Origin of the sequence: Fibrobacter sp., from assembly GCA_017503015.1 — a bacterium.
Classification (GTDB): Bacteria; Fibrobacterota; Fibrobacteria; order Fibrobacterales; family Fibrobacteraceae; genus Fibrobacter.
Window position 1 is genome coordinate 1 of sequence record JAFVTX010000047.1, and the last position, 13,568, is coordinate 13,568.

The window sequence follows — 13,568 nt, forward strand, 5'->3', positions numbered from 1 at the left end:
CATCGGCACAAATCTGTACCTGTGCAAGATTGCTATGGACGTGATGGTAAAGCATGTCGAGGCGGACAGCGACGGCGTGCGCATCGCGGAACTGGACGAGATGAGTTACCGCAGGCAGCTGTGGGCCCACAAGCCCATTACCAACTTTTGGCAGGTGGGCCGTGGCATCGCGGCAAGGCTAGAAAAATGCCACCTGAACCGTGGGCGGGGAATCCACACCATGGGAGATATCGCTCGGGTAAGCGTCAAGGAACCTGACGCCCTGTACAAGATGTTCGGCGTGAATGCGGAAATCCTGATAGACCACGCCTGGGGTTACGAGCCTTGCACCATCGCAGACATCAAGAGGGCAAAACCCCAGTCCCAGAGCATGGGAGAAGGCCAGGTGTTGCAGGACCCCTACCCCTTCGACAAGGCCCGCCTGGTGGTGCGGGAAATGGTGGATACGGTATCTATGCGCCTGGTAGAAAACGACCTGGTGGCCAAGGGCATGGTGCTTACGGTAGGTTACGATAGGGAGAATGTGGACAAGGGAATTTACCACGGCGAAACGGTGCAGGATTTTTACGGACGCACAATCCCGAAACCCGCCCACGGCACCGCCTCCATCGGGCATTACACCAGTTCCCAGTCCGCCTTTGCCGAGGCGGTCATGCGGCTTTTCGACCGGATCGTGGACCCGCAACTGACGGTGCGCCGCTTGAACCTGGTGGCCATCGACGTGGTAGACGAAAGTAATCAGGGCTACGACCTGTTTACCGATGCCCAAAAGCAGGAGCGTGAAAAGAAACGCCTCAAGGCGGAACTGCTTATCAAGAAACGTTTCGGCAAGAACGCCATCGTCAAGGGCATGGACCTGCAGGAGGGCGCCACCACCGTAGAGCGGAACGGACAAATCGGAGGACACCGGGCGTAGTCATGAGTTGTCAGTTGTGGGTTATGAGTTTTAATTATGGACTAAAACATTTTTGTACTTTTCTCAGAGGCGCATAGCGCCGACTCATGACTCAGGACTACACAGACATAATAGATCTGCCCTACCCGAGGGATGACTGGAATTTTCTCATGAAGCACCCCCGCATGAGCATGGAGTCCCGTGCCAAAATTTTCGCCCCCTTTGCGGCTTTACGGGGGCACAGTACGGCACTGGCCAGGACCGCCGAGCAGAAATTGGACGAAGTGGCCCACGAATTGACCCTGGACGACCAGGAATTCGGGGCATAAATTGGCTTTTTTGCATAAAATTGCATTCTTTGCCAAAATCATTATTTTAACAATTCTTTTCTAGGAAAAAACGAGTTTCGTATATATATTTAAGTTATGCGCAAACTTTATTTTCCTCTTTTTCTAGGCGTGGCATCCATGGCAGGTGCTGCTGTCACGTTCCATTACAATGTGGCCGGTTACGATTCTAACCTTCCCAAGGCACTGGTGGTGGAATCCAGCGACAATTTGAACGGAGCGAGCTATTCCATCAAGAAGGACGGAGCGACGATCGCTTCGGGAACTTTCGGTGTGGGGTCGATTCCCACGGGGTGGACCAATGGTTTTACCGTCTACTACAATCTTGATTTTTCTAAAGTCAATACACCGGGATCCTATACCGTTGAATTCAAGTCCGGCGGCAACACAGTGACATCGAAGGCAATTACCGTTGCAGACAAAAACCTGGCGAGTACGACCCTAGGGCTTGTGCTCAATTATTTCCGATTGGATCGTAACACCATGACGGGACATAAAAGTGCGACGATTTACGGAAGCAGCCAGAAAAAGGATGTTCACGGCGGTTGGAGTGATGCCTCCGGTGACTATGGCACCTACCTTTCCCATTTGTCTTACGCCAACTACATGAATCCTCAGCAAATTCCTTTGACGGTTTGGGTTCTTGCGCACGCCAACGAGCATATCCCTACGGCCGTAACCACGGCCACAAGTGGAGGCTTTGCCCTTGACGAGGCCCTCTGGGGTGCAGACTTTTTGGTACGCATGCTGAGTGATGACGGGTATTTCTACACCACTGTCTTTAATGGGTGGAATGCATCCGATGGCGGCTGGAACCTGTGCGCCTTTTCGGGTAGTGCAGGAACGATGTCTTCCAATTACCAGGCTGCCTATCGTGAAGGTGGCGGCATGGCCATCGCGGCCTTGGCTAGGGCCTCCACGCTAGGGAAGAATGGCGACTACACCTCGGACGAGTATTTGGCCGCTGCCAAGGCTGGTTTTGATCATTTGGAAAGTAAGCAGACCTTGGGTGGGGATTGTGCTTATTGCGATGATAAAAAGGAAAATATCATCGACGACTATACGGCCCTTATGGCGGCAACGGAACTTTCCATTGCCACGGGCCTGTCCAAATACATGACCGCTGCTCGCAAGAGGGCGGAACACCTGATCGACCGCCTTAGTGACGATGGCTATTTCTGGAGCGATAACGACAAGACCCGTCCGTTCTTCCATGCTAGTGACGCCGGCCTCCCTGTGGTGGCCCTATTGCGCTATATAGAACTGGAAAACAACATTGCGTATGAACCCTGTCCGTCAGAGGCAAACTGTGTCAATCCTGGCGAGGTCTTGATGAAAAAAGCCACCGAGGCTGTCAAGAAACATCTGGATTGGATGATTAGCGTGACAGACCGCCAAAACAATCATTTCGGCTATGCCAAGCAAGTTGTCAAAACCGGCGGCAAAATCCAAACGAATTTCTTTATCCCTCATGACAATGAGACCAATTACTGGTGGCAGGGAGAAAGTGCAAGACTAGGTTCCTTGGCTTCGGCTGCAGTTTACGCTTCAAGAATGCTTAGCTACGCCGATTCAACAAAGGCGTTCCAGTATGCGGCAGACCAGTTGGACTGGCTCTTGGGCAAGAACCCCTTCGATTTGAGCGTCATGAAGGGCGTCGGCACTAAGAATCCGCCGGTTTATCAGAGCTATTCAAGTACAACGTTTACAGGTGGCATTGCCAACGGTATTACCGGGAAAAATACGGATGGTTCCGGCATCGTGTGGGACGATTATTATGCGGCTGGTTTTTCGGAAGACTGGCAGACCTGGCGCTGGGAAGAACAGTGGCTGCCCCATGCCACCTGGTACTTGATGGCTCTTGTGACCCGCTACGACGAACACCCGGTGAAGGTTGTTTTCCCGTCTTCGAGTTCTTCCGGTGAGGGTGGTTCCAGCAGTTCCGATTCTGGTGACGTTACGCCCCTGCCGCAAGTATCGGGAACTGCCACGATGGAAATGAACTTGGTGGGACACAATCTGCAGGTGTCTTTCGTAAGCCCGACCCGGCGCAAGTTTCACCTGATGGATGTGCATGGCCGTGTGGTGATGAACACCGTATTGTCGAACGCAAGCAATACAGTCCAGCTGTCCACACTGCCTAAGGGAATCTACCTAGTGCATGTACAGGGATTTGCCCCGAAGAAGGTCGTGGTAAGGTAAATTCGCCCTTTGTTCTCCTTCGATTTATGACTTCGTCATGCTCGACCTGGTCGAGCATCCGTGAGCAACAAAGCCCCAGTTATTAAACTGGGGCGGTTGCCGTCTTCCGTGAGCAATCAAAAAAATCCCCGACAGTGTCGGGGACTTTCTACATCCTGAAAACTGCAGTGATTACGCTGCAAGCCTAGTTTATTTCAGCCGTACCGACTTGACCATCTTCTGGCTGCCCTGACGGATAACCAGGAAGGCAGCTCCCTGGTAACTTGTTTCCAGGGAGACGCTGTTGGCCCCACGGGTGGCGTTCACGTTTTTGCTTGTAATCACCTGACCCAGACTGTTCATGAGGGCAACACTTGCACGGCCTGTTGTTGCTGTGTTGAAGTTAGCTGTAATGACGCTGGCCTGAATATGTACATCAATTTCTAGCGTCCGCGCGGCTGCATAGAGCTGTTTTTCTGTTATCTTAGTAGTGGTTTTGCCGTAATCAATACGATCGGGACATTCGTTCGTGTTTCCCGGCTCCTGAGCATAAATCATGCCACGACCGCTACCGGCTAGATAGATGCGGCTATAGATGCAGGGGTCGCCCACCACCATGGTGAGTTCTCCGAAACGGTGGTTGGCATCGCCAATGTCTGTCCATGTCGCCCCATTGTCGTCGGAGCGGTAGATGGAATTGACGGGATTACTCGTATTGGCCATACCTACGGCGTAGATGGCGGGAGAAGAACCTTTTCCCTTTCCAAAGCCTATGTAGGCGGCGTAGGCAAGTCCATTGATCTTTTTGAAAGAGGTGCCGCCATCAGTAGAGTGATAGACGCCTTCGGCAGAAGTATTGGTCCAAACGACGCCGCCGATATTGATGCCCTGAACAGCCCAGAGATCTCCCTCGGCGTTGGGGTTTGCAAAGATCCGAGCCTTGCTGTAGGCATAGTCCGCCAATGTCGCCATATCGCTGTTCGCTGTAGTCCAGTTCTTGCCACCATCGGTACTCTTGAATAGCTTTCCGACACTGGCGCTATAGATGTAGAACGTCTTTTCGGCTTTCTTGTCGGATACTACGTGGAATCCGGAAACGTCGTTGGAGGTGACGCCGTTTGCCTTTGTCCAGCTGGCGCCATCGTTTGAGGAATAATAGACGCCATTACCCGCCATGTTCCAGACAATGGTAGAACCGTCAGCAGAAATAGCTGCGAAATTGTCTTCGTTGGTATAGGTGCTAGAGCCCGCATACTGATTTACAGTCCATGTGGGGAGAGCGCTTTGATCGGTTGTGAACTGCTTCCAAGTTTTGCCACCATCGGTAGAGACGGCACCCAGGCCCTTAGTGGCTTCCTTGTAAATGCGGATCATCTTTTCGGGCATAAGTCCGGCATAGTCGATGTCGTAGTTGGTACCGGCTTCAATCTGGTGCCTTGTTTCCATAGGGCTGTCTAAATCGGTATGGTAATAGCCGTCGATATCGCCGACCACACTTACGAGAGGAGCTCCCTTGGTGGTGCTTACATAACCAAGCGGAACGGTTTCTTCGATACCCTTGTCCGTAAATTTCCAAGTGGGCTTGGCGGCGGTGGCGTTGGTGGTACTCCAGATACCGTAACCCGTCCCGAAAATCACGTTGTCCGGATCGGTGGGATTGATTCCTAGAGCCGATACCCAATGGGGGTTGCTGGTGGCATTGCTATGGGCAGATGCGGCATCAAAGGAACCGTTACGCATAATTTCACTCCAGGTGGAGCCGCCATCCTTGGTGTAATAGATGTATTCGTGAGGAACAAAGTTCGAAGAACTAGGACCGCCATTTCCACCCCAGCAGTTTGCTGTGGACACGGCTGCAGTTTTGCCATCCCCGATGCTAGAAACACCCACGAAACCCACGGACTTGCCTCCACAGGAGGCTGGCATGGACAATTCTTGAATTGCGCCCGTAGAAATAGTGAACTTGTGGACATGGCCTCCGCTGGATGTCCCCTGGTCCAAAGGCTTCGTGTCGTTGCTGGTAATCCAGATTACATCGCCTGCAACAGACATCTGGTAAACTGTCTTGGTGAAGGACGCCGCCACTTGCGTAAATGATGAACCATCGGTGCTCTTGTACAGGCCGCCAGCATAGGGGGCAGCGTATACATTGCCCTTGGAATCAAAGGCGACGGCGCTTATACCGTCTGTATTCAAGAAGCCCGCGATGGTCGTCCAGCTCTGTCCGTTGTTTGTGCTTTTCAGGAGTCCGTTCTGGTTGGTGCCCAGGTAGACAGTGGATCCCTTGACTGCCAGCCGGTTGCCCATACCACGACCATCTCCGTTTCCGCCTAGGCAGATGGAACCGTCGCTTGTTAATTTAGCGGCCGCCGTTCCTGAAACGGTTTTAGAGTTCAGTGGGTATTTTGTCCATGATGCGCCTCCATCAGTCGAACGGAAAACAGATCCTTCGGAACACCAGCTGACATCGGTATAGAGCCCGCCGGTCGTATAGACGTTCTTGTCGTCGGTAATGTCAACGGCCAAGGCGATAGAACCCATGTCGTTACCGCTGGTAAAGGAATCGTTTAGTGGAACCCATTCAGAAGCTGTTGCATTCCAGAGGTAGGCTCCACCCACGTCGGTGCGGATGTAGGCTTGACCTGCAGAGTTGAACGTGACTCCAGGTACATAGCCGCCGCCCCAGTTCTGTATGCTGTTATAGACATAGGCGGCCTGGGCCATGGAGCCGCTGGCCACAATGGCCAACCCAAACGCGGCAGTCGTCTTCAAGATATTCATACTCAATCCTTTTTTTGTTAATATCCCGGTGTAAATATAACTTGAAGGCGTAAAAAACCGTAGGTCAGTTTTGTTTACAATGTGGACATATTGTCCAAAATACGCTAATTCGTAAGAATTGGGTAAGTTATCGCTTGCCCTTGTATTCCGCGATGGCCATGCCCATGACGATGGTGGCGGCTCCTGCCCAGGCCACAGGAGAGATGCGTTCCCCGATGGCAATCATGGCGGTGATGATGGTTACCAGGGGCAGGGCATAGACATAGTTGCTGGCCAGGACCGTACCCAGTTTTTTTAGGACGGTGTTCCATGCCACATAGCCCAGTAGCGAAGAGAATATGGCGAGGCACAAAAAGTTAAACGCTACTACGGGTTCGGCAAAGTTTTCCCATGGAATGGAACGCCCTTGCAGATGTTCTGCCGCCATGAGGGGGATGGAACTGACAATGCTGTAGAAAAAAATTTTTCGGGTGATGAACAGGGTGCTGTACCGCGCCTTGAAGGGCTTGAGGCTCAGGGAGTAGATGGTCCAGAGGATGGCTGCCGCAAAGGCGAGGAAATCTCCCAGGGGCGAAAGTTTCAATATGAACTTGCCGTTGAGGACCACCAGCACCATCCCTACGAAAGTCAGCAGGGAACCCAGGATTTGTCTGGACTTGAGCCGCTCGCTTTTGAACAGGAGCCCGCCAAAAATCATGATGAGCAGCGGGTTGGTACAGACGATGAGGGACACGTTAGAAGATGGCGACAGGGTGAGGGCCGTGTTTTCAGCCCAAAAGTACAGCGTACCGCCGGTGATGCCGCTGATGAACAGCAAAAACTCGTCCTTGAAGTTTTGCGCCAGGATTTTCTTGTGGTTTATGGCCAGCAACAGCAGGTAGGTGAACACGAACCGGATAAAGAACACCTGTACCGCCGAAAAACCGTGGGTCAGCAGGACCTTGGTACTCACAAAGCTCGTGCCCCAGAAGATTACGGTGGCGACGGCCAATATGTGCCAGATGGCGGTGCTGTTTTTCATCGCGAGAAATGTAGAAATAAGAGACTAGGAGCTAGAATACAAGGGAGGGGCTAGAGACTAGAGATTAGGATTTAGTGAACAAGAATCACGCACGTCGTGCGTCTGGAACGAATGGCGAAGCCATGATATTTTTCTCTAGCCCCTAAATCCTAGATCCTAGCCCCTGAATCCTAGATCCTAACCCCTGAATTACTATATTCTTTTCGTATAACCTGGAGTTTTTTTATGGAAATCAAATGGCTTAATCCCGATGCAAAGTTTGACCGCCTGGTTTTGGCAGGCGATATTGGTGGCACCAACACGAACCTTGGCCTGGTGGGCTACAAGGATGGCAAGTTCACGCTGATTCTTGAAACGGTGTGCCCCTCCAAGGACATCGACGGTCTCGACGCTCCTATCCGCGAGACGCTCAAGCTCGCCGCGGAAAGCCGAGCTGACCTCAAGCCGAGCCACGTGTGCATCAGTGCCGCGGGTCCGGTGGCTGCCAACAAGTGCGTCATGACGAACCTCCCGTGGAGCGTGGACGGCGACGCCCTCACCGCGGCGACCGGCATCCCGACGCTCGTCATCAACGACTTCATGGCCATCAGCTACGGTATCCCGACGCTCGACGTGGACGACCCCAAGCAGATTTTCAAGCTCACCCATACCGACGGCAGCCAGCCAGCCCCGCAGAAGGCCACCAAGGCGGTCATCGGTCCGGGTACCGGCATGGGCGTTGGTTTCCTTGCCTTCGACGGCGAGAAATACATCCCCGCTTCTTCGGAGGGCGGGCATTCCACCTTCGCCCCCTTCGACAAGGATTCCCAGGAATTCCACGACTACATGGAAAAGAAGATTGGTATGGTTCCCGGTGTGGAACCGCTGGTATCTGGCATGGGGCTTCGCAATATGTATGAATGGTGGAAGGAGACCCGCGGCGTTCCCGATAACGAGGCCTTCAAGAAGATTGAAGAAACTGAACCCAACGATCGCCCCAAGTACATCAGCCGCGCGAGCGATACCGACCCGGTGGCTGCCGAGATGATGCGCCTGTTCGTGAAGATGCTCGCCCGCTTTGCAAGCGATGCCTCTACGCTGTTCTTGCCCCTGGGTGGCCTCTACCTGGCTGGCGGTACGGTGCAGAAGGATTTGCGCTGGCTCGAGCGCGACAACCTGTTCATGAAGTATTTCGAAAAGAACTACAATCCGAACATCCGTCCGCTCTTGAACAAGATTCCGGTGTATATTATCAAGGATTACAGCATTAGCCTGTACGGTGCGGCCAACGCAAGCCTGAACTTGCAGAAGTAAACGCTGCCCAATATGCTTTTTTCAGAACTCCCTCTGGCAAACCCCTTGCAGCGCGCCATCCGTGCCGTAGGCTACGAAACGCCCACCCCCATCCAGGAACAGTCTATCCCGAGCCTGCTCGAAGGTAAGGACCTGCTGGGAATCGCCCAGACGGGCACCGGCAAGACGGCGGCTTTCGCCCTGCCGATTTTGCAGCTGCTTCTGGATTCCGGAAAGTTCCGTGCGCCCAAGACCTGCCGGGCCCTGATCCTGCTCCCTACTCGGGAACTTGCCATCCAGGTGGAGGAGTGTTTCAAGCAGTACGCCCAGTTTACGGCTATTTCCAGTACCTGTATCTTTGGCGGCGTCGGGGACGCCTCCCAGAAGAACTGCCTGGTCCGGGGCGTAGACGTGCTGGTGGCGACTCCGGGGCGTCTGCTGGACCTTATCGGCCAGAAGGCGGTTTCCCTGAAGGCCCTGGAATTCTTTGTGCTGGACGAGGCCGACCGCATGTTGGACATGGGATTCATCCACGATATCCGTAAGGTGGTGGCATTGCTCCCGCAAAAGCGTCAGAACCTGTTCTTCAGCGCCACCATGCCCGACGACATCACCAAGTTGGCATCGACCATCCTCCGGCCGAATCCGGTTCGCGTAGAGGTTGCGCCCCAGAGCACGCCCATCGAACGCATCCGTCAGGAACTGTACCGCATAGACAAGCGCCGTAAGGGTGCGCTCCTGAAGGAGCTTTTGCTTGAACACCCCGAAATGAGGAAGGTGCTGGTGTTCAGCCGCACCAAGCACGGCGCCGACAAGATTACCCGCGTGTTGGAAAAGGCTGGCATCAAGTGTGCCGCCATTCACGGCAACAAGAGCCAGACCCGCAGGCAAGAGGCCCTGAAGAACTTCAAGGACGAGAAGATCCGCGTGTTGGTGGCCACCGACATCGCTGCCCGCGGAATCGATGTGGACGATGTGAGCCACGTGTTCAACTACGACCTGCCCGATGTTCCCGAAACTTTTGTGCACCGCATTGGCCGTACGGCTCGCGCCGGCAAGGACGGCATCGCCATCTCGTTCTGCGCCCCTGATGAGGAGCAGGACCTGCGGGCCATCGAGAAGCTTACCAAGATAAAGATTCCCGAAGGGGACAAGGCCATCTTTGAGAAATTGCCGCCCCCGCAGAAGGAGACTCCCGAAAGCGAGATGCGCAACGCCCGCGGTCGCGGCATCCCTAAACCTGCACGGCACCAAAAACCGGCGCAGAACCCGCCCAAGGCCCACAAGCAACAGACCCCGAAACTGGCGCAGCCTGCCCAATATGCTAAGCCCGAGCAGAAATCCGAACAGCCCCAAAAGCCGGGGCACCAAAAGCATCGCCGCAATCGTCCCGGCTCCCGTGCCCGTCGCCGCATGCGGGAATCGGGCAATACTCCAAGTTAGAATAGTGTAGATTGAAGCCCTCAAAATGTGACAATGTGCGTATTTTTTTAGTCATTGCCGCGTTTTTTCAAAAAATTTGATTATTTTCAGTCTAGGAATCGCTGCAGTGTGCCGCACATTGCAGGTTTGTTTTGATACGAAAAAGGAGCGGTTTATGGAAAAAACCTCTTGTTTGGTGACAAAGTCCCTTGCCCTGCTGCTTTTTGTGGTGGGCGTCAATTTGTCATTTGCTGCATGGGATGGGAAAACCAAAACGAAGCCCTCCAAAACAGAAACCATAGACAAGCAGGAATATTTTCTCATTGAGAATGAGGCGAATCTAGCCTGGTTTGCCGATTCCGTGAATTCAACTTCTGGGACAATCAACATTAATGCCAAGCTGATGGCTCCGCTGGATATGGGGCACAAGCTGTTTATGCCCATAGCCTCCGGTTCTGGAGCCATAATGTTTGGCGGAGTCTTTGATGGGAACTACCAGACTATTTCAAACCTGTATCTGAATTCTGAGGAATTGGGCGAGATTCCCGGAGCCTTCTGCCCAGCGAAATATCCCAAGTGCAATGCCCAGAATGTAGGCCTTGTCGGTGTTCTTAATGGCGGAACCATCAAGAACCTGAATCTACAAGATGTGGATATTCTGGCGGCAACTAACAAGGGTGTATCCGGTGGCAAGGACAACCCGATTTCTGTGGGACCTTTTGTAGGATTCCAAAGGGGCGGAACCGTTGAAAATTGCTTTGTAACGGGAGAAATTCTCACGAGTGGCAAGGGCAACAGTATTGGCGGCCTTGTGGGTAACGCATGGAAAGGAAGCATTAATAACAGCCTGAGTACGGTTGATGTCTGGGTAAGCGGCGACGAATCCTATGTGGGAGGCGTTGTGGGTTCTATCCGTGAAGGAGAAGGTGTTACGGGAGGTGTTTCTGTCGATGCCTGCGTGTACGATGGGAGTATCATTATCAATAGCGGGAACGGCACTGCCGGTGGCGTTGTAGGCTATTATGAGAAGGGGGCGCTATCTGTTTCTAGGTCCTATTTCGACACGGACATTATTGAAGACGGGTTAGGAAAGATTGCCGATGGCTTGACCATGGAAGGTACTATTTCCAGTGCCAAGAACCTCAACATAGGCAAGGTGGTTTGCGATCTGAATGGCGGTCAGTGGGCAAATAATGCTTGTTCTAAGGAAGGCTCGTGGGGTATTGGTGCTGCCCATATAACCCTCAACGGCATATCACTGGATGCCAATGGGAATGTGGTTTACCAGATTAGTTTTAATGCCAACGAGGGGGCGTTTACAAGCGGAGCCAAGTATACCAAGTTCCTTAAGGCGGGAGACTTGATTACAGCTGACGAAATATCGACTCCCGTCCATGGCGATACTGTCTTTGGCGGCTGGGCTTTGACCTCCGATGCGGCGCAACCTACCGAGAATTTGGGCACGGTGAAGGGGCCCCAGACGATTTATGCTTATTGGAAAACCATGTATCTGATTACCTTTGATGCTACGACTAAGGGAGTCTTTGATGCAGATGGAGAAGCACCGTCGAATTTAAAGAAAAAGCTGGTTGCCGCGGGTGACAAAATTGATGTGGATGGAATTGGAGTACCGCGGTATGCTAAAGATGGAACGGTATACTACTTTGCCGGTTGGGCCGCCACTGAAGATGCTACCGAGGCCTTGAACGATTTTGGCGCGGCTTCGGAACAAAAGACATTCTATGCCGTCTGGGTTGCGGCGCCCACTTATGTGGTAACTTTCAACACCCACGGGTTCGGTACGACAGAGGTCTATGTTCAGGAAAATGCCCAGAATGACCAGACTGTGGCTCAGCCCGAAAACCCTGAGGCTACAGGTTATGAATTTGAAGGGTGGTTCGGTCTTGAGGATGGCGACGATGCATTTGACTTCAGTACGATTATAACAGGGGATACGGTAATTCATGCCAAGTGGTCTCCTGTAGACTATACCATTACATACGAATTGAACGGTGGAAAAAACAATTCCAAGAATCCCGCCTCGTACAATATCAAGAGTGAAAGTATTGAACTGAAGAACCCCTCAAAGACAGGTTATGCATTTGAAGGCTGGTATTACGATAAAAAATTCTCCATGCCTGCGGTACAGATAACCAAGGGCTCTACGGGAGACAAGGCTTTGTTTGCCAAATGGTCCGTCAAGACATTCCCCATTGTCTACATGGCAGGCTCCTATGGTGTAGAGGTGGTGCCATCGGATGTAAAGCAGTACGACGTTCCCATCAATCTGAGGGGAGCCTCCTATACCAGGGAAGGATACCTTCAGGATGGCTGGTCCACCAAGAATGGAGGCTCCAAGGTTTATGAGCTGGACGCCGTCTACAAGCAGAACAGCACCTTGACCCTATACCCTTATTGGGTAGAAGACCCGACATATAAAAAAGACCCCTCTTCTATAAGAGGCTTCGCCTCCGTGAGGATTCATAGTTTCGGCATTGTGGTCCAAAACCGCGGGCTGGAAATTACCAATGTGAAATCTGGCGCCATCGTGTCCGTGATGGATATGCAGGGACGCTTGGTTCGGAAAGGTGTCGCCGGTTCTACCGGGTTTAGGGTGACCGGTCTTGTTCCTGGGAATTACGTGGTGCGGGTAAACGGAGTGGTCCGCCAGGCCCGCATCCGTTAAAGCTTCTTGCGGCTCATCCAGCTGAGCACCAGGTTTTGCCAGACCACGTAGCAGGTGGGGGCAAGGGCCACCACCGGACCTGCGTACAGCGTAGAAATCCAGATGACCAGGGTGGTGTTCTTTTGACCCATGCTCTGGGAACCTTCGATGGGCCGGCGGTTTCTTTCGCAGAACCAGCCCAGCCAGAATAGCAGTAGGCAAAGGACTAGTGAAATTCCCGCCATCATGGGTAGCTTCCCGCTGTTCCACAGATCCATAAATCCCATTTCGCGAATGTCGTAGCTGGCCTTTGCAAGAATCACGAATACGGAAAATGTCCACACGAACATGGTATACTTCTGGAACTTGGCCGCCCTGTCGGCAAGCTCCGGATAAAAGGCCCGAAGCCCAAGCGCAAAAGCTAGCGGAATGCTGATGATGGGCTGTATGGTATTGAAGATTTTCCAGGCGATTTCAGAAAGGCTTGCGTCTGCTCCGGTCAGGTAGCCAAAAATTAGCGGGATGGAGAAGCAGGCGATCAGGTTGCCGCTCAGGAATATTTTCAGGGCCAGCGATGCCGAACCGCCCAGCATTTTCGCCATGGCGGGAGCTGCATTTGCGGGCGGGCACAGGGCGATGATGGCCCCTCCCAAGAGTACTTCCCGCGGGAGGTTGAACGCAGTAACGATGGCCCACAAGATTCCGATGAGAATCAGGCTTGCCACGAAGGCTCGAATCTCAATCTTGAAGGTGTATCCGTGGGTCTGGGGCGGGATTTTCGTCACGAAGGTAAGGAACATCATGGTGCCGATCAAAAACGGCATCAAGGGAGACAACACATGGGCCTGGGGAATCAAAATTCCGAGTAAAATGGCCACAGGCATCAGGATGGCGCGCAAGTTTTTCATGACGGCGCCAAATTTAGCTTTTTAGTCGAAGGCTGGTTTCCATCAATAGAACAACTCTCAACTCATAACTGACAAC

9 protein-coding genes are annotated in these 13,568 nt (G+C 52.9%); 6 read left to right on the forward strand and 3 right to left on the reverse strand.

Annotated elements, in window-relative coordinates; all coding sequences use genetic code 11:
* The 3 genes from IKB43_08290 to IKB43_08300 all read left to right on the forward strand — a co-directional run.
* On the forward strand, positions 1 to 916 hold a 916-nt coding region (locus IKB43_08290; protein MBR2470131.1), incomplete at its 5' end, for a DNA methylase.
* 86 nt (positions 917 to 1,002) lie between these two features.
* Positions 1,003 to 1,224, forward strand: a complete 222-nt coding sequence (locus IKB43_08295) for a hypothetical protein (protein ID MBR2470132.1) — start codon at positions 1,003 to 1,005, stop codon at positions 1,222 to 1,224.
* A gap of 96 nt (positions 1,225 to 1,320) precedes the next feature.
* Positions 1,321 to 3,444 (forward strand): glycoside hydrolase family 9 protein, encoded by a 2,124-nt coding sequence (locus IKB43_08300; protein ID MBR2470133.1) that lies wholly within the window; start codon positions 1,321 to 1,323, stop codon positions 3,442 to 3,444.
* Between the two features lie 189 nt (positions 3,445 to 3,633).
* Here IKB43_08300 and IKB43_08305 read toward each other — a convergent pair whose 3' ends face one another.
* Both IKB43_08305 and IKB43_08310 read right to left on the reverse strand, forming a co-directional pair.
* On the reverse strand, positions 3,634 to 6,204 hold the full coding sequence (locus IKB43_08305; protein ID MBR2470134.1) for a hypothetical protein: 2,571 nt from the start codon (positions 6,202 to 6,204) through the stop codon (positions 3,634 to 3,636).
* 127 nt (positions 6,205 to 6,331) lie between these two features.
* On the reverse strand, positions 6,332 to 7,225 hold the full coding sequence (locus IKB43_08310) for a DMT family transporter (protein MBR2470135.1): 894 nt from the start codon (positions 7,223 to 7,225) through the stop codon (positions 6,332 to 6,334).
* Positions 7,226 to 7,450: 225 nt separating this feature from the next.
* On the opposite strand from IKB43_08310, the gene IKB43_08315 reads away from it, so the two are divergent.
* The 3 genes from IKB43_08315 to IKB43_08325 all read left to right on the forward strand — a co-directional run bounded on the left by IKB43_08315 (position 7,451) and on the right by IKB43_08325 (position 12,605).
* A complete protein-coding gene (locus tag IKB43_08315) occupies positions 7,451 to 8,518 on the forward strand; it encodes a glucokinase (GenBank protein ID MBR2470136.1) in 1,068 nt (355 codons plus the stop codon).
* A 12-nt stretch (positions 8,519 to 8,530) separates the two neighbouring features.
* Positions 8,531 to 9,940: a DEAD/DEAH box helicase gene (locus tag IKB43_08320; protein ID MBR2470137.1), complete on the forward strand. Its 1,410-nt coding sequence runs from the start codon at positions 8,531 to 8,533 to the stop codon at positions 9,938 to 9,940.
* Between the two features lie 154 nt (positions 9,941 to 10,094).
* Positions 10,095 to 12,605: an InlB B-repeat-containing protein gene (locus tag IKB43_08325; protein MBR2470138.1), complete on the forward strand. Its 2,511-nt coding sequence runs from the start codon at positions 10,095 to 10,097 to the stop codon at positions 12,603 to 12,605.
* On the opposite strand, the gene IKB43_08330 is transcribed toward IKB43_08325, so the two are convergent.
* Positions 12,602 to 13,492 carry a hypothetical protein gene (locus IKB43_08330; GenBank protein ID MBR2470139.1) on the reverse strand — a complete coding sequence of 297 codons (891 nt, stop codon included), beginning with the start codon at positions 13,490 to 13,492 and terminating at the stop codon, positions 12,602 to 12,604. The two genes, IKB43_08325 and IKB43_08330, sit on opposite strands and share 4 nt — an antisense overlap.
* Between the last annotated feature and the right edge of the window lie 76 nt (positions 13,493 to 13,568).